The following is a 15,550-nucleotide window of genomic DNA, read 5'->3' as shown; positions in this document are numbered from 1 at the left end:
ATCCGTCGTTCGATCCTCGACGAACCCGCTGAAGAGGTCTTCGCGGCTCAGCTGCAGCGTTCGTGGCGGCTCGCAGCCTCGATCCGACGTTCGTCAACACCGGACCGGCCGTCGGCGAGGCTCTTGCCCTCAGACCGCGACGCGCCCGACCATCGACGTCCCCTGAGCCCGTCGATGGTGTCGCGGCGCGCCCGTTCGAACCGGCAGCAGGTCCTGGATGCCCGGCGGCGGACCTACTGCCGGGCGAAGCGTCTCAGCCGCGGCGTGCGGTAGCCAGCAACTGTTCGGCGGTGGCGAGTTTGACCCGCGGTCGGTCCGTGGCGGCCCCTGCGGCCCGTTCGGCCCGGTCCACTGCCTGCCAGGCGGTGCGATCCAGCATGTCGGGTTGCCGCTGCCGGACGAGGTCCAGTAGCGCGGCCCGGTCCCGGATCGGGGCGGGTAGTGCGCCGGCCCGGAAGTCGGCGAGTATCGCGGCCACGGTTTCCGCGGCGTCGGCTCGGTTGGAGCCGATCACACCGCGTGGTCCACGTTTGATCCATCCGGCCGCATACACCCCCGGCACCGGAAGTCCGGCGGCGTCGACCACCCGGCCCGATTCGGTGGGCAGCACCCCGCGCCGGTCGTCGAACGGCAGATCCCCGATCGGTTGCCCGCGGTAGCCGACCGCCCGCACAACCAGGGAAGCCTCCAATTCACCGCTGTCGGTGGTCGGCCGGGCGGTGGGAGAACCGGCGGGTCCGGTGAGTTCGTTGCGCACGTAGCGCACGGACCGGACCCGGTCCTCGCCGGTGATCTCGGTGGGGGATATGCAGTACTGGAACCGGATCCGCTTGTGCCCTTCACGTGGCGGGCGGGACGCGTACTCGCCGGCTGCGGCGATTTTCAACCCGAGCTCGTACGGTGCTTCCGGGCCGTCCAGGAATTCCTGTGCGGCCTCGTCGAGTACGACATCCGCCGGGTCGATGGCGATATCGATCCCGGACAACCGCCCCAGTGCCCGGAATTCCGGTGCACTGTAGGCCGCTTGGAGCACACCGCGCCTACCGATGATCACGACCTCACGGATTTCACTGCGCCGCAATGCCGCGAGTGCGTGATCGGCGATATCGGTGCGGGCCAGTTCGTCGGGGTCCATGGTGAGCATTCGCGCGATATCCAGGGCGACGTTCCCGTTGCCGACGATCACCGCCCGCTCCCCGGACAGGTCGAATTCCCGGTCTGCGTAGTCGGGGTTGCCGTTGTACCAGGCCACGAATTCTGTCGCGGAATGGCTGCCCGGTAGCTCTTCGCCGGGAATATCAAGGCGGCGGTCGGCGGGGGCGCCGACCGCGTAGACCACCGCGTGTGCGCTCTCCCGGAGTTCGGCGTGCGAGATATGGGCACCGACCTCGGTGTTCAGATACATCTGCAGGGTGTCGCGTTTGAACGCGGCCGTGAACATTTCGGTGACCCCACGCGTCTGCGCATGGTCGGGCGCCACGCCGTAGCGGGCCAGCCCCCACGGCGTGGGCAGCCGGTCGAACATCTCCACTTCGACCGACCCGGCGCCGAGCAGCTGCTCGGCGGCATAGCAGGCGGCGGGCCCGGTGCCGACGATCGCCACCCGCAGTGTGCCGAGGTCCTTGGCGAGCCGCTGCACCGGCGGTGGTGGCGACATATCCGGTTCCAGCGGATGTTTCGCGAACCAGCCGGCGTTGACGTCGCGGAATCCGTCCAGGTGTGCGGGCAGGTCCTCTTCGGCGTAGATCGCGTCCACCGGGCAGGCTTCGTAGCAGGCGCCGCAGTCGATGCAGGTATCCGGATCGATGTAGAGCATCTCCGCGGTCGTGAACTGCGGGTCCTCCGGGCGTGGCCGAATGCAGTCCACCGGGCATTCGGCCACACAGCTCGCGTCGTTGCAGCAGCGCTGCGTGATGACGTAGGCCATCAGTTCTCCCGGCTCCTGCGGCGGTAGCGCACCCGGCACGGCTGCTGCAGTTGCACGACCATCTTGGAGTGGTCGTTGCGGTAGGTCTCCGAGGGCTGCACCATCTCGAACTCCCAGTCCCGCAGCAGCACCGAGAAGATGGCCTTGAGCTGCATCAGCGCGAACGCCGCGCCCACGCAGCGGTGCCGGCCGGCGCCGAACGGGATCCAGGTCCAGCGGTTGACCAGATCTTCCTGATTCGGGTCGATATAGCGGCCGGGGTCGAAGCTGTCCGGGTTCGGGAAATCCTCGGGCAGCCGGTTCGAGATCGCGGGGGTCGCCGCGACATGGTCGCCGGGGGCGATCGTGTGCCCGCACACCTCGAATTCGCCTTGCGCCACCCGCATCAAAATGATCAGCGGGGGATGCAGGCGCAGCGTTTCCTTCAGCACAGCCTCCAGCTGCGGGATCTGCCGCAGCGCGTGGAAGCTGACCTCCTGCCCGTCGGCGTAGAGCTCGTCGAGTTCCTTCACCACGCCCGACAGCACTTCGGGGTGGCGCAGCAGTTCGATCACCGACCACGCGGCAGTGCCGGAGGTGGTGTGGTGACCGGCGAACATCATCGAGATGAAGATGCCGGTGACCTCGCTGGCACTGAAATGCAGGTTGCCGTCCTCGCCTTTGACCGAGACCAGGACATCGAGCAGGTCGCGGTCTTCTTTGTCGGCGGGCGGGTTCGCGATCCGGACATCCATGATCTCCTGGACGAGTTCGACCAGCTTCGCCCGGGATTCGTCGCGGATCCGGAAGCTCTCGATCGGCATGTACGGGTCCACGTAGGCGAGCGCGTCGGTACCACGTTCCAGGTTGTGGTAGAGGTGCGCGAACCGGCTGTCGAGTTCCTCGCGGAATTTCGTCCCGATCAGGCAGGCCGAGGAGGTGTAGATGGTGAGTTCGGCGAAGAAATCGAGCAGGTCGATCTCGCCTTCGTCGTCCCAGTTCGCCAGCATCCGATCGACTTCGCGTTCGATGGTGGCGGCGTGCCCGCGCATCTGGTCGCCGCGCAACGCGGAGTTGTGCAGCATCTCCTTGCGGCGTTCGGGGCTGGCGTCGAAGACCACGCCTTCGCCGAAGATCGGTTTCATGAACGGGTAGGCGGCGGCCTGGTCGAGGTCCTCATCGGCGGCCCGGAAGAAGAATTCGTTGGCTTCGGCTCCCGTGAGCAGGATGACGTGGCGGCCCGCGAGTTCGAACTCGCCCACATCGCCGCATTCCTCCCGGACCCGGCGCATCAGCGCGATCGGGTCGGTGCGGAATTCTTCCAGGTGGCCGTGTTCGTGCTCGCCTCCGGACACCCGCGGCGGTTTCACCGAAGTCATGTGGAAATCCTTCCCCAGATTACTGTCCAGGATCTATGGTAGACACCTGTCCAGACAGTACTACGGGGTGTTGATTCGAGGCAAGGTCGTACGCATTTCCTCAACTCGACGATCCGCTGACGCAGTACCGCCAGGGTGCCATACTGTCCGGACACCTGTACGGAATAGTGTTCGGCGGTCGGTCGCCGGCACCGGAGACGAGAGCAGGTCCATGAGCGGGCAGCACACACTGTGGGGACGCGGAGCCGTGGTCGTCGGCGCCACCAGCGGTATCGGATACGCCGTCGCCCACGCCCTGGCCCGGCACGGCGCCGGAGTCGTCGTCAACGGCCGCAACGAATCCGCCGTCGAACGCACCGTCAACTCGGTGACCCTCGCCGGTCAGCGGGCCGTGGGCGTAGCGGGCAGCGCGGCCGACGAAGCGATCGCCACCGAACTCGTCGACACCTGTCTCCGCACCTTCGGCACCATCGACATCCTGGTCAACTGCGCCGGTATCGCCGAACCCGCCGAATCGTCGATCCTCAACGTCACCACCCGCGACTGGCGTGCCCTGCTCGACTCCCATCTGACCACCACGTTCAACACCTGCCGCGCCGCCGCCCCGAAAATGGTCGCGCAACGGCGCGGCAGCATCGTCAACACCAGCTCGTTCGCCTACCTCGGCGACTACGGCGGCACCGGATACGCGGCCGGAAAAGGCGCGGTCAACAGCCTCACCCTCGCCATCGCCGCCGAACTCGCCGAACACGATGTGCGCGCCAACGTCGTCTGCCCCGGCGCCAAAACCCGTCTCTCCAGCGGTTTCGCCTACGAAGCCAAGATCATGGAGCTCTACCGCCGCGGCATGCTCGACGAGATGAGCAAGAACGCCGCCCTCGACGCCCCACCGGCGGACTACGCCGCCCAGCTCTACCTGTACCTCGCCGGCGCCGCCGCCGAAAAGGTCACCGGGCAGATATTCGTCGCCGCGGGCGGGTTCCTCGGCCGCTACGACCGCCCGACCCCCAGCATTCTCGGTTTCCGCGACCACAACGACACCCCGCCGTGGACCCAGGACGAGCTGCACGCCATGGTCAGCGGCAGCAACGCCCAGGCCGGTGACCGATGAGCGAATTCCCCGAACTGGGCTGCTACGGCCTCGCCGGGCACGCCATCGACCCGCATATCCTGCTCGACGAAGCCCGCGCCGCCGAAGAACTCGGACTCGGCACGCTGTTCCTGTCCGAACGTTTCAACACCAAAGAAGCGTTCACCCTCGCCGCCGCCGCGGGCGCCGTCACCCGCGACCTGCACATCTGTACCGCCGCCACCAACCACAACACGCGCCACCCGCTGGTCACCGCGGCCGGCGCGGTCACTCTGCACCGGCTCACCCGGGGCCGCTACAGCCTCGGCCTGGGCCGCGGCTTCGCCGCCCTCTTCGACGTGATCGGCCTCCCACGCATCACCTCCGCACAGATCCGCGACGCCGTCGGCCTCTACCGCCGCCTCTGGCACGGCGACACCGTCCTCGGCCACGACGGCCCCGCCGGCACGTACCCGCTGCTGCAACTCGACCCCACCTACGACGAGAACATCCCGATCACCCTCACCGCCATCGGGCCCAACACCCTCCGCCTCGCGGGCGAGATCGCCGACTCTGTCGTCCTGCACACCTTCTTCACCGATGACACCACCGCCCGCGCGGTCGAGGCCATCCGCACCGCCGCCGAAGCCGCCGGCCGCGACCCGCACAGCGTCCGCATCCACGCAGTGCTGGCCGTCGTGGACGACACACAGGGAGACACCGCCCGCCTGCGCAAACTCGTCGGCCGCCTCGGCACCTACCTGCAGGGCTACGGCGACATCCTGGTCCGGGTCAACGGCTGGGATCAGCAGATACTCGACGACTTCCGCGCCCACCCGCTGGTCACCGGCGCCGGTGGCGCGCTCGACGCGGTCGCCGACCCGGACACCCTCACCGCCGTCGAGGAACTACTGCCCGCCGAATGGCTCGCCGCCTCGGCCACCGGCACCCCCGCGCAGTGCGCGGCCCGGATCGCCGACCAGTTCACCGCCGGCGTCGACGGCGTCATCCTGCACGGCAACACCCCTACCGAACTGGAACCGGTGGTCGCGGCGTGGCGCCGGCACCGCACCCCCGACAGGAGCTCCCGGTGACCCCACCCGTCGACATCGGCGACCTGACCCCAGGATGGCTCGCCACCGTCCTGGGCCGACCCGTCCGCGAAGTCACCGCCGAACCCGTCGGCACCGGCCAGATCGGCTCGGTGTACCGGCTAAGGCTCACCGGAGACGGTGTACCGGACCGGTTGCTGGCCAAACTCCCCGCCGCCGACCCCGGTACGCGCGCCATGCTCGCCGGCGCCTACCGCCAGGAGGTCCGCTTCTACACCGAGATCGCCGGCACGGTCACCGTCCGCACGCCCCGCTGCCATCACGCCGAAATCCACGGTGACGGCGCCGAGTTCGTGCTCCTGCTGGAGGATCTGGCCCCGGCGCGCCAGGGCGATCAGATCGCCGGTTGCCCGGTCACGGAGGCTCATCCGGCCGTCGCGAACCTCGCCGGGCTGCACGCACCGCGCTGGTGCGACGAGACCCTGCTGGATATCGAAGGATTCAGCCGCAACGGTCCCGAGGAAGCCGGCACGCTGGCCGAACTCTACGGACCGACCACCGAGATCTTCCTCGACCGGCTCGGCGACCGGCTCAGCCCCGAGGATCACGACACCGTCCGCGCCTGCGGCGACACCATCGCCGACTGGCTGATCGCGCGCCCCGAACGCTTCGGCCTCGTCCACGGCGACTACCGCCTGGACAATCTCCTGTTCGGCGCGGGCGAACCGGCGCAGGTCACCGCCGTCGACTGGCAGACCGTCAACCTGGGTCTGCCCGCCCGCGACCTCGCGTACTTCATCACCACCAGCCTCGACCCGGACGCCCGCCGAACCGCGGAAAAGGCCCTGGTCGCCACCTATCACCGGCGCCTGGTCGAACTCGGTGTCAGGGACTACCCACTCGACGACTGCCTGCAGGACTACCGGTTCGCCGCCCTACAAGGACCGCTCGTCGCCCTCTTCGGCGCCGCCTACGGAACTCCGACCGAACGAGGCGACGCCATGTTCGCCACCATGGTCCGGCGTAGTTGCGCCGCGATCCGCGACCTGGACTCGCTGTCGGCGCAACCGGCCCCGATCCGCTGACCTGCCACTCCGGTCCGTCACGGAACAGCCAGCGCCACCCTCCGGCTGTCGGAGCCCGCGTGTGGCGACACCCGTTCCGAGTCGAGGGCGCGGGCGCGCGTCGGGGGGCGTCAGTGACGTAGCCGGGCGGCCGCGGCCAGAATCGGGGTGCTCGCGGCGGTGGCCGCCGCACCGAGTGTGGTGTCGGTGGCCAAGATCCACCGAACGGTCTTCATGGCCAGGGTGAGAACTTCGCTGCCTCGCCGGCGCATACCGGTTTCGAAACGATCCACGGCATCGGTGAGGACAGCGGTTCCGGCGGCGACAGTACTGAGGTGTTCGAGCAGGTCGGCGGCGTCGCGGATGGCCGCGCCCGCACCCATTCCGGCGGTCGGTGGTGTGGCGTGCACAGCGTCGCCGAGCGCGGTGATACGACCCGCAGGCCAGGGCGCGAGATCCGCCGCGCGGGTGGACGCGGCGTTGAAACGGAACGCGGCCACACTGTCCGGGTCGGCCCGGGCGATGACTTCCAGTGTGTGCTCGGCCCAGTGATGGGCGCGGAACCGGGACAGCAACGCGTCCCGCAACTCGCCACACGGCAGGTCGCGCAGCGAATCGGTCGCGGCCGATTCGGGGAACATGGCGCCCCAGATATAGGTGGGCCCGGTCGTGACCGACATCCGCAACTCGGGGGCGTCGAGCGCGGCGTTGCCGACCGGGTCGAGGAAACCCAGATAGAGCGCCGCGCCGCGCGGGCCCACCGCCAGCCCCGACCGGGGTCGCAGCCGCTGTCGCTCACCCGGGCCGAGGTCTCGCAGCAGGGTGCGGCCGGAGAACCCGATGATGCCCGCAGGGCTGTTGGTCGGGCCTCCCGCGAGGTGGCGGGCGACCACCGAGTGGGTGCCGTCCGCGCCCACCACCAGATCCGCCGAGACCGGTGCCCGGTCGGTGAACAGCACCTGCGGCGCGCCGTGGTCGTCCAGCCCGACCCCGGACACACTGCACCCCAGGTGTAAATCCTCGCCGACCGCTTCGGCCAGCAGCATCCGCAGAGTGACCCGGTCGACGTCGATACTGCCGCTGTCGCCGAGATCGGGCCCGTGGCCGAGCAGCCGGCCGCGGCGGTCCCAGAACGCGTCCCGCTCGCGCAGTCGCAGCGCCGAACCCGAGGCCAGCAACCGCTGCATGATCTGTGGTTCCACCAGCCCCTGCAGCGCCGACTGCGCGCGCTCGTCCAGCGTGATGTGGTAACCACCGGTCGCCGCCACATCGGTGTCGCGCTCGAATACCGCCACCTCGAAGCCTCGGCGACGCAGACCCGCCCCCAGGGCGAGCCCGCCGATCCCGCCGCCGACCACCACTACCCGCATATCCGAATGTCCTTCCCGCCGCTGTTCGTTCGAGACCCACCCTGACACCGGTAGTGGACACCGAATGGCCACTACCGGTCATGATGGGACGATGGCGAACACCTCACACCGAGCGTTGCGACTGCTGTCCCTGCTCGGATCGGGGCGGCAGTGGTCACTGCGCGAACTCGCCACCCGGCTCGGGGTCAGCGAGCGCACCGTCCGCCGCGATATCGACACCCTGCGCCGGCTCGACTACCCGATCACCACCGTCCACGGCCCCGACGGCGGTTACCGGCTCGGCGCCGGGCGCACCCTGCCGCCACTGCAGTTCGACCACGATCAAGCCCTCGCGATCGCGGTGGCCCTGCAAACCGCGCCCAGCACGATGTTCGGTCTCGGCGACGACGCGGCGCGGGCACTGGCCACGCTGCAGCAGGTCATGCCCCCGGCGCTGCGGGCATCCATGGAATCCCTGCGCCTGACCCGGCTGCAGAACTACTGGGAGTTTCCCGCGCCCCCGATCGATCCGGCCGCCCTCACCGCCGTCGGCACCGCGGTGCGCCACCGCCATCTACTCGTCACCGAGACACTGCGCCCCGACGGCACCCGGCCCGAACCCGGCGACCACGACTTCCGGCCGCCCCGCCGCATCGAGCCGCATCACCTGGTCGTCTGGGCCGCCCGGTGGTACCTGGTCGCCTACGACCTCACCGACCATCGATGGCGGGTGCACCGTGTGGATCGACTGCACCCCCGCCGCACCACACAGCCTTTCTCGCCCCGCACGCTTCCCGGCGACGACCTCGCCCATTTCGTGATGAGCACCCACGACCGCGGCGACACCCCCGCCGACTGGCAATGCACCGGCACCGCCCGACTCGGCCTGCCCGCGCACATCGTGGCCCGCTGGGCACCGGGCGGCTCCGTCGTGGAACACCTCGACACCGAGCACTGCCGGCTCACTCTCGGCGCCTGGTCCTGGGCGGGCGTCGCCGGGATCCTCGCCACCTTCGACACCGAACTCACCGACCTGCACCCAGTCGAGCTCGTCCAAGCCTGCCGTCGCCTCACCGACCGCTGGGCCGGTATCGCCGGACCCCTCGCGGAATAACCCCGCCCACCCCGCCGTTCAGGTAGATGCAAATGCATAGAAATCGATCGGTGGGAGTGACATCAATGCAGTTCGGAATCTTCTCGGTCAGCGACATCACGCGCGATCCCGTGACCGGCGTGACACCCAGCGAAGCCGAGCGAATCGACGCAAGCGTGCAGATCGCGAAGAAGACCGAAGAGGTCGGGCTCGACGTGTTCGCCATCGGCGAGCACCACAACCCGCCGTTCTTCTCCTCCTCGCCGACCACGCTGCTCGCGCATATCGCGGCCGCCACCGAGCGGCTGATCCTGAGCACCGCGACCACCCTGATCACCACCAACGACCCGGTGAAGATCGCCGAGGACTACGCGATGCTGCAGCATCTGTCCAAAGGCCGGATGGACCTCATGCTCGGTCGCGGCAACACCGGCCCCGTCTACCCCTGGTTCGGTAAAGACATCCGCGCCGGCCTGCCTCTCGCCCTGGAGAACTACAACCTGCTGCACCGGCTGTGGCGTGAAGACGTCGTCGACTGGGACGGTAAGTACCGCACGCCGCTGCAGGGTTTCACCGCCACGCCGCGCCCCCTCGACGGTGTGCCGCCGTTCGTCTGGCACGGCTCCATCCGCACTCCGGAGATCGCCGAACAGGCCGCCTACTACGGCAACGGATTCTTCGCCAATCACATCTTCTGGCCCACCGCACATTCGCTGCAGCTCATCGAGTTCTACCGGCAGCGGTTCGAGCACTACGGCCACGGCACCAAGAAACAAGCCATCGTCGGGCTCGGCGGTCAGGCCTACATCGCGAAGAAATCCCAGGACGCATGGAACGAATTCCGGCCCTACTTCAACGAGGCACCGGTCTACGGCCACGGCCCCACCCTGGAGGATTTCGCCGAAATGACACCGCTGTCGGTCGGCAGCCCGCAGGAGATCATCGACAAGACCCTCACTTTCCACGACACCTTCGGCGACTACCAGCGTCAACTGTGGCTGATGGACCATGCCGGGCTTCCGCTGAAAACCGTGCTGAACCAGCTCGACCTGCTCGGCGGAGAAGTCGTTCCCGTGCTGCGCAAGGAACTGGACGCCCGGCGTGACCCCGAATCCGCGGACGCGCCCACCCACCAGTCCCTGGTCACCGCACAATACGGCGACGCCGCACCACGGCAGGCCCGCCCGAACGCCAACCAGGGCGACAACCTCGCCGGCGCCAGCCCCTACCAGGACGCCCTGGCGTGAGCGGGTCAGCCCCGGATAAGGCAGCGGAGCGTAACCACGGAGGGCCCTCGCTCACGCCAGGAAGACAGAGCGTGAGCGAGCCGGGCCCGGAGGCGGGAGTGGAACGTCGAACCAGTAGCCGGCTCGCCAACGATGCCTGGGAGTCGCTGCTGACCGCGCACGCTCTGCTGATGAAACAGTTCGCGGCCGAAGACGTCTGGCACGGCCTGACCATGCGGGAATACGACGTCCTCTACACGCTGTCGAAATGCCCCGAACCGATCCGGCCCGCCGAGCTCAACCGGCACGTCCTGCTCACCCAGCCCGCGCTGTCGCGGATGGTGGACCGGCTGGTCGACCGCGGTTTCGTCCAGCGAACCCGCGACAGCCGGGACGGGCGCGGGGTCCGGCTCTCCCTCACCCCCGAGGGCCGGACCCGGCAGCGCCGGATCGGCGGCCGGCACGCCGTCGGTGTCGCGCGGGCCCTGACCCGCGCGCTCAGCGACGACGACCTGCGCCGCCTCGAAGAAATCTGCGGAAAACTCGCCGACACCACGAACAGGAAGCAACCATGAACACGAACGGGCAGGTGCACGACCCCTACCGGCTGGTCGTGGTCAGCGGCGGAACCAGCAACCCGTCGTCGACCCGGATGCTCGCCGACCGCACTGCCGCGCGAGTCGGCGCACTGGCCGCCCGCCGCGGCGCGGCCGTCACGGTCAGCGTGATCGACCTCCGGGAACTGGCCACCGAGATCACCACGGCCCTGGTATCCCAGCTCATGGGCCCGAAAATGACCGCCGCCGTCGAGAAACTGGCCGCAGCCGACGGGCTGGTTGTCGCCGCCCCGGTCTACAAGGCCGCCCCCAGCGGCCTGCTCACCTCGTTCTTCCACGTCCTCGACAACGACCTGCTGATCGCCAAACCGGTGATCCTCGCCGCGACCGCCGGCACCGCCCGGCACGCCTTGGTCGTCGACGAACAGATGCGGGCCCTGTTCGCCTACCTGCGCACCATGACCGTGCCCACGTCCCTGTTCGCCGCCTCCGAGGACTGGAACGACACCGACCTGAACAAGCGCATCGACCGCGCCGCCCTGGAACTGGTCCTGCTGATGCAGAGCGAATTCGCCCACCAGGTCAAGAACGAATCCTGGGACAGCTACCAGCACACCTTCGGCAGCGCCGGCGGCACCGAAACCGGTGTCGACCTCGACACCGATCTCATGCGTCTCGCAGCCGGCGGCGGGAAGTAACCACGCCGGGCGGGAAGCCGGGGCAGCGGGGGAGAGCCGATACGAACCCAGCCCGCGCCGCTGCCCGGAGCAGCGGCGCCACCCGTCCGGCTGTGTCTCCGGCGAACTGCCGGGTCTGGGCAGCCGACCGCCCGGTATGGCACGATTCTCCAGTGACCAGCAAACCGGCAGCCGATCCGCGTCTGCGTGACCTGGCGCTGCTGCGGCGGGTCCGCGACCGGATGGACCGCGAATACGCGCAGCCTCTCGACGTCGCCGCGCTCGCCCGCGGAGTCAACATGTCCGCCGGTCATCTGAGCCGCCAATTCCGCCTCGCCTACGGCGAATCGCCCTACGGGTACCTGATGACCCGGCGGATCGAACGCGCCAAGGCCCTGCTGCGCCGCGGCGATATGAGCGTCACCGAGGTCTGCTTCGCCGTCGGCTGCTCCTCACTCGGCACCTTCAGCACCCGGTTCACCGAACTGGTCGGCGTACCGCCCAGCACCTACCGGCAGGAAGCGGCCGGCGAAGCGGCCGGGATGCCGAGCTGTGTCGCCAAACAGGTGACCAGACCGATCAGGAATCGAGAAGCGCAGGTCACCGCGACGCGGCTAGCGTCGTCGTCATGAACCTCACCATCCATTCCAGCTACCTCCCGCACGACGATCCGGACGCGGCGCTGGCCTTCTACCGCGACCTCCTCGGTTTCGAAGTGCGCAAAGACGTGGGCTACGAAGGGCTGCGCTGGATCACCGTCGGCCCCGTCGGTCAGCCCGGCATCTCCATCGTGCTCACCCCACCGGCCGTGGACCCGGGCATCACCGACGACGAACGCCGCACCATCACCGAGATGATGGCCAAAGGCACCTACGCCGGGATCAACCTCGCCGCCGCCGACCTCGACGCCACCTTCGACCGGCTGCAAGCCGGTGACATCGACATCATCCAGGAGCCCACCGATCAGCCGTACGGAATCCGCGACTGCGCCGTCCGCGATCCCGCCGGGAACATGATCCGCATCCAGCAGGCCGGCTGAGCACGACAACCACCTCGTCGCGCCGGTCGTAGCGAAGCCGGCGCGACCTTCGATACACCACCGGGCAGGCGCCGGACACTGTCGGCGCCGTCTGGTTGGATCGACCGGACGACGGCGGTGAGGACCGCACGCACGGGCCCGAACAGCAGAGGGAGAGCAGATGAGCACGGCCACGAAGTCCGGCACACGATCGGCGGAACCGCACGTCGCCGACACCCACGACCTGATCCGCGTCTACGGCGCACGCGAGAACAACCTCAAAGACATCAGCGTCGAAATCCCGAAACGCCGGTTGACCGTATTCACCGGGGTTTCCGGTTCGGGGAAGAGTTCCCTGGTGTTCAGCACCATCGCCGCGGAATCGCAGCGGCTGATCAACGAAACCTACAGCGCGTTCATCCAGGGTTTCATGCCCAACCAGGCCCGCCCCGATGTCGACGTCCTCGACGGGCTGACCACCGCGATCATCGTCGACCAGGAACGGATGGGCTCCGATCCGCGCTCCACCGTCGGCACCGCCACCGACGCCAACGCCATGCTGCGCATCCTGTTCAGCCGGCTCGGCACACCCCATATCGGTTCACCGCAGGCGTTCTCCTTCAACGTCGCCTCCATCAGCGGCGCCGGCGCCGTCACCGTCGAAAAAGGTGGTCAGACTGTCCGGGAACGGCGCAGTTTCAGCGTCACCGGTGGGATGTGCCCGCGCTGCGAGGGTCGCGGGTCGGTCTCCGATTTCGACCTCACCGCCCTCTACGACGACAGCAAATCACTCAACGACGGCGCGCTCACCATCCCCGGCTACAGCATGGACGGCTGGTACGGCCGCATCTTCCGCGGCTGCGGGTTCTTCGACCCGGACAAACCGATCAAAAAATTCACCAAAAAGCAGCTGAACGATCTGCTGTACAAGGAACCCACCAGGGTCAAGGTCGAAGGCGTCAACGTCACCTACGAGGGCCTGATCCCGAAGATCCAGAAATCGTTCCTGTCGAAGGACCGCGAAGCGATGCAACCCCATATCCGGGCGTTCGTCGACAAGGCGATCACCTTCGACACCTGCCCCGACTGCGACGGCACCCGGCTCAGCGCCGAAGCCCGATCCTCGAAGATCAAGGGCATCAGCATCGCCGACGCCTGCTCCATGCAGATCAGCGATCTGGCCGGCTGGGTGCGCGGCCTCGACGAACCGTCCGTCGCCCCGCTGCTGACCGCCCTCGGCCAGACCCTCGACTCCTTCGTCGATATCGGCCTCGGCTACCTGTCACTGGAACGCCCCGCGGGCACCCTCTCCGGCGGTGAAGCGCAACGCACCAAAATGATCCGCCACCTCGGCTCCTCACTCACCGATGTCACCTACGTCTTCGACGAACCGACCATCGGACTGCACCCGCACGATATTCAGCGGATGAACGAACTGCTGCTGCAACTGCGCGACAAGGGCAACACCGTCCTGGTCGTCGAACACAAACCCGAGGTCATCGCGGTCGCCGACCACATCATCGACCTCGGCCCCCGCGCCGGCACCGACGGCGGGCAAGTGATGTTCGAAGGCAGTGTCGACGGCCTGCGCGCCAGCGGCACCATCACCGGACACCACCTCGACGACCGCGCCGCCCTGAAACCGTCCGTGCGCACCCCCGCGGACACCCTGCAGGTGCGTGGCGCCACCTCGCACAACCTGCGCAATGTCGACGTCGACATCCCGCTCGGCGTGCTGGTGGTCCTCACCGGCGTCGCCGGTTCCGGTAAGAGCTCACTCATCGACAGTTCGGTGGCCCGCCGCGACGGCGTGGTATCGGTCGACCAGACGCCGATCAAGGGCTCCCGGCGCAGCAACCCGGCCACCTACACCGGGCTGCTCGACCCGATCCGCAAAGCCTTCGCCAAAGCCAACGGTGTCAAACCCGCCCTGTTCAGCTCCAACTCCGAAGGTGCCTGCCCCACCTGCAACGGCGCCGGCGTGATCTACACCGACCTGGGTGTCATGGCCACCGTCGAATCGCCCTGCGAGGAATGCGAAGGCCGGCGGTTCCAGGCCCAGGTGCTGGAGTACACGTTCGGCGGCCGCAATATCGCCGAAGTGTTCGCCATGTCCGTCGCCGAAGCCGAAGAGTTCTTCGGCGCCGGCGACGCCCGTATCCCGGCCGCGCACAAAATCCTCGACCGCCTGGTCGACGTCGGCCTGGGCTACATCAAACTCGGGCAACCGCTCACCACCCTGTCCGGCGGTGAACGGCAGCGGCTCAAGCTGGCGACCCAGATGGCCGATACCGGCGGCATCTACGTGCTCGACGAGCCGACCACCGGCCTGCACCTCGCCGACGTCGAAAAACTGCTGGGCCTGCTGGACCGGCTCGTAGACTCCGGCAAATCCGTGATCGTCATCGAACACCATCAGGCGGTGATGGCCCACGCGGACTGGATCATCGACCTGGGGCCCGGCGCCGGCCACGACGGCGGCACGATCGTCTTCGAAGGCACCCCCGCCGACCTGGTCGCCGACCGCTCCACCCTCACCGGCCAGCACCTCGCCGACTACGTCGGAGCCTGAAACCGATTCGGGCACAACGATTTCGGATAAACTTGTACGGCCGGGAGGTATTCTCCCGGCCGCACAGGTTCCGCTACTTACCGCGGAGACCGAACGCGTTCCCGTCGCCGTCCTGCAGCACACAGACACGCACCCCCGGGGCGACCTCGCGCGGGGCACTGCGCTCGGTCGCACCGGAAGCCAGGAGAGTGGCGCGAACCGCCTCGACATCGTCGACATCGGTGTAGGCCACCGGCCCCTCCGCCACATCACCATTCGGGTTCAGGCCGATCTCGAACCCGTCGGCGGAATAGCCCACGTAATACGGCTGGTCGGTATGCGGTGCGCCGAACAGCGCCGAATAGATCGACTTCGCGGCGGCCAGATCGGACACCGGGATGACAACGCTACGAATCGTAGAACTCATCTGCTCTCCCTCTCGCTGCAGCACGGTCGCCTCCGGGACCGAAACGACCGAGCGGAATGTGACCGCGATGAACGAAAGACCGTGCCATTCGAAGCGCAGCCTACCCACCCGCCGATAACGCTCCCGGCCACCGGAAACACCGTGTCGAAATCGGGACGCGGCGGTGACCTGCAAACCCCCCG

At 68.2% G+C, this 15,550-nt stretch carries 14 protein-coding genes; 10 read left to right on the top strand and 4 right to left on the bottom strand.

Translation table 11 applies throughout. The features are described from left to right. Positions 1 to 253 precede the first annotated feature (253 nt). Together ACIA75_RS25570 and ACIA75_RS25565 are read right to left on the bottom strand one after the other, a co-directional pair. Positions 254 to 1,927 carry an FAD-dependent oxidoreductase gene (locus tag ACIA75_RS25570; protein ID WP_397108229.1) on the bottom strand — a complete coding sequence of 558 codons (1,674 nt, stop codon included), beginning with the start codon at positions 1,925 to 1,927 and terminating at the stop codon, positions 254 to 256. Further along, positions 1,927 to 3,285 carry a cytochrome P450 gene (locus ACIA75_RS25565; RefSeq protein ID WP_397108227.1) on the bottom strand — a complete coding sequence of 453 codons (1,359 nt, stop codon included), beginning with the start codon at positions 3,283 to 3,285 and terminating at the stop codon, positions 1,927 to 1,929. The genes ACIA75_RS25570 and ACIA75_RS25565 overlap by 1 nt, the downstream gene beginning before the upstream one ends. 211 nt (positions 3,286 to 3,496) lie before the next feature. On the opposite strand from ACIA75_RS25565, the gene ACIA75_RS25560 reads away from it, so the two are divergent. From ACIA75_RS25560 to ACIA75_RS25550, 3 genes are read left to right on the top strand one after another with little or no spacing between them, the layout of a single operon-like run. Beyond that, the gene (locus ACIA75_RS25560) at positions 3,497 to 4,396 is read left to right on the top strand and encodes an SDR family NAD(P)-dependent oxidoreductase (protein WP_397108225.1); all 900 of its coding nucleotides are present in this window, start codon (positions 3,497 to 3,499) and stop codon (positions 4,394 to 4,396) included. Further along, positions 4,393 to 5,448: a TIGR03857 family LLM class F420-dependent oxidoreductase gene (locus tag ACIA75_RS25555; RefSeq protein WP_397108223.1), complete on the top strand. Its 1,056-nt coding sequence runs from the start codon at positions 4,393 to 4,395 to the stop codon at positions 5,446 to 5,448. Before ACIA75_RS25560 ends, ACIA75_RS25555 begins: the two co-directional genes overlap by 4 nt. Continuing rightward, the gene (locus tag ACIA75_RS25550; protein WP_397108221.1) at positions 5,445 to 6,491 is read left to right on the top strand and encodes a phosphotransferase; all 1,047 of its coding nucleotides are present in this window, start codon (positions 5,445 to 5,447) and stop codon (positions 6,489 to 6,491) included. Before ACIA75_RS25555 ends, ACIA75_RS25550 begins: the two co-directional genes overlap by 4 nt. A gap of 110 nt (positions 6,492 to 6,601) precedes the next feature. Here ACIA75_RS25550 and ACIA75_RS25545 read toward each other — a convergent pair whose 3' ends face one another. Next, complete coding sequence (locus tag ACIA75_RS25545) at positions 6,602 to 7,840, bottom strand: FAD-dependent oxidoreductase (RefSeq protein ID WP_397108219.1); 1,239 nt, start codon at positions 7,838 to 7,840, stop codon at positions 6,602 to 6,604. A 91-nt stretch (positions 7,841 to 7,931) separates the two neighbouring features. On the opposite strand from ACIA75_RS25545, the gene ACIA75_RS25540 reads away from it, so the two are divergent. From ACIA75_RS25540 to ACIA75_RS25510, 7 genes are all read left to right on the top strand, one after another. Further along, positions 7,932 to 8,933, top strand: a complete 1,002-nt coding sequence (locus ACIA75_RS25540) for a helix-turn-helix transcriptional regulator (protein WP_397108217.1) — start codon at positions 7,932 to 7,934, stop codon at positions 8,931 to 8,933. Between the two features lie 65 nt (positions 8,934 to 8,998). Next, complete coding sequence (locus ACIA75_RS25535) at positions 8,999 to 10,159, top strand: LLM class flavin-dependent oxidoreductase (RefSeq protein ID WP_397109082.1); 1,161 nt, start codon at positions 8,999 to 9,001, stop codon at positions 10,157 to 10,159. 71 nt (positions 10,160 to 10,230) lie between these two features. Beyond that, positions 10,231 to 10,713: a MarR family winged helix-turn-helix transcriptional regulator gene (locus tag ACIA75_RS25530; RefSeq protein ID WP_397108215.1), complete on the top strand. Its 483-nt coding sequence runs from the start codon at positions 10,231 to 10,233 to the stop codon at positions 10,711 to 10,713. After that, positions 10,710 to 11,393: a CE1759 family FMN reductase gene (locus ACIA75_RS25525; protein WP_397108213.1), complete on the top strand. Its 684-nt coding sequence runs from the start codon at positions 10,710 to 10,712 to the stop codon at positions 11,391 to 11,393. Before ACIA75_RS25530 ends, ACIA75_RS25525 begins: the two co-directional genes overlap by 4 nt. A 221-nt stretch (positions 11,394 to 11,614) precedes the next feature. Continuing rightward, positions 11,615 to 12,004, top strand: coding sequence for a helix-turn-helix transcriptional regulator (locus ACIA75_RS25520; RefSeq protein ID WP_397109080.1), 390 nt, complete (start codon positions 11,615 to 11,617; stop codon positions 12,002 to 12,004). After that, the gene (locus tag ACIA75_RS25515) at positions 12,001 to 12,411 is read left to right on the top strand and encodes a VOC family protein (protein WP_397108211.1); all 411 of its coding nucleotides are present in this window, start codon (positions 12,001 to 12,003) and stop codon (positions 12,409 to 12,411) included. The genes ACIA75_RS25520 and ACIA75_RS25515 overlap by 4 nt, the downstream gene beginning before the upstream one ends. Positions 12,412 to 12,571: 160 nt before the next feature. Continuing rightward, a complete protein-coding gene (locus ACIA75_RS25510) occupies positions 12,572 to 14,962 on the top strand; it encodes an ATP-binding cassette domain-containing protein (protein ID WP_397108209.1) in 2,391 nt (796 codons plus the stop codon). 73 nt (positions 14,963 to 15,035) lie between these two features. Here ACIA75_RS25510 and ACIA75_RS25505 read toward each other — a convergent pair whose 3' ends face one another. Further along, entirely contained in the window at positions 15,036 to 15,368 is a 333-nt protein-coding gene (locus ACIA75_RS25505) for a VOC family protein (RefSeq protein WP_397108207.1), read from the bottom strand. Positions 15,369 to 15,550: the final 182 nt, after the last annotated feature.

Source organism: Nocardia sp. NPDC051750 (assembly GCF_044453135.1).
Classification (GTDB): domain Bacteria; phylum Actinomycetota; class Actinomycetes; order Mycobacteriales; family Mycobacteriaceae; genus Nocardia.
The sequence above is the reverse complement of the archived record's forward strand: the minus strand, read 5'-3'. Positions and strand labels throughout refer to the sequence as shown.

What these genes read in the sequence shown, in the direction of transcription:
- ACIA75_RS25565 (WP_397108227.1), bottom strand. Translation starts at nt 3,285, where the DNA reads ATGACTTCGGTGAAACCGCCGCGGGTGTCCGGAGGCGAGCACGAACAC.
- ACIA75_RS25535 (WP_397109082.1), top strand. Translation starts at nt 8,999, where the DNA reads ATGCAGTTCGGAATCTTCTCGGTCAGCGACATCACGCGCGATCCCGTG.
- ACIA75_RS25525 (WP_397108213.1), top strand. Translation starts at nt 10,710, where the DNA reads ATGAACACGAACGGGCAGGTGCACGACCCCTACCGGCTGGTCGTGGTC.
- ACIA75_RS25570 (WP_397108229.1), bottom strand. Translation starts at nt 1,927, where the DNA reads ATGGCCTACGTCATCACGCAGCGCTGCTGCAACGACGCGAGCTGTGTG.
- ACIA75_RS25510 (WP_397108209.1), top strand. Translation starts at nt 12,572, where the DNA reads ATGAGCACGGCCACGAAGTCCGGCACACGATCGGCGGAACCGCACGTC.
- ACIA75_RS25515 (WP_397108211.1), top strand. Translation starts at nt 12,001, where the DNA reads ATGAACCTCACCATCCATTCCAGCTACCTCCCGCACGACGATCCGGAC.
- ACIA75_RS25540 (WP_397108217.1), top strand. Translation starts at nt 7,932, where the DNA reads ATGGCGAACACCTCACACCGAGCGTTGCGACTGCTGTCCCTGCTCGGA.
- ACIA75_RS25545 (WP_397108219.1), bottom strand. Translation starts at nt 7,840, where the DNA reads ATGCGGGTAGTGGTGGTCGGCGGCGGGATCGGCGGGCTCGCCCTGGGG.
- ACIA75_RS25560 (WP_397108225.1), top strand. Translation starts at nt 3,497, where the DNA reads ATGAGCGGGCAGCACACACTGTGGGGACGCGGAGCCGTGGTCGTCGGC.
- ACIA75_RS25555 (WP_397108223.1), top strand. Translation starts at nt 4,393, where the DNA reads ATGAGCGAATTCCCCGAACTGGGCTGCTACGGCCTCGCCGGGCACGCC.
- ACIA75_RS25505 (WP_397108207.1), bottom strand. Translation starts at nt 15,368, where the DNA reads ATGAGTTCTACGATTCGTAGCGTTGTCATCCCGGTGTCCGATCTGGCC.
- ACIA75_RS25520 (WP_397109080.1), top strand. Translation starts at nt 11,615, where the DNA reads ATGGACCGCGAATACGCGCAGCCTCTCGACGTCGCCGCGCTCGCCCGC.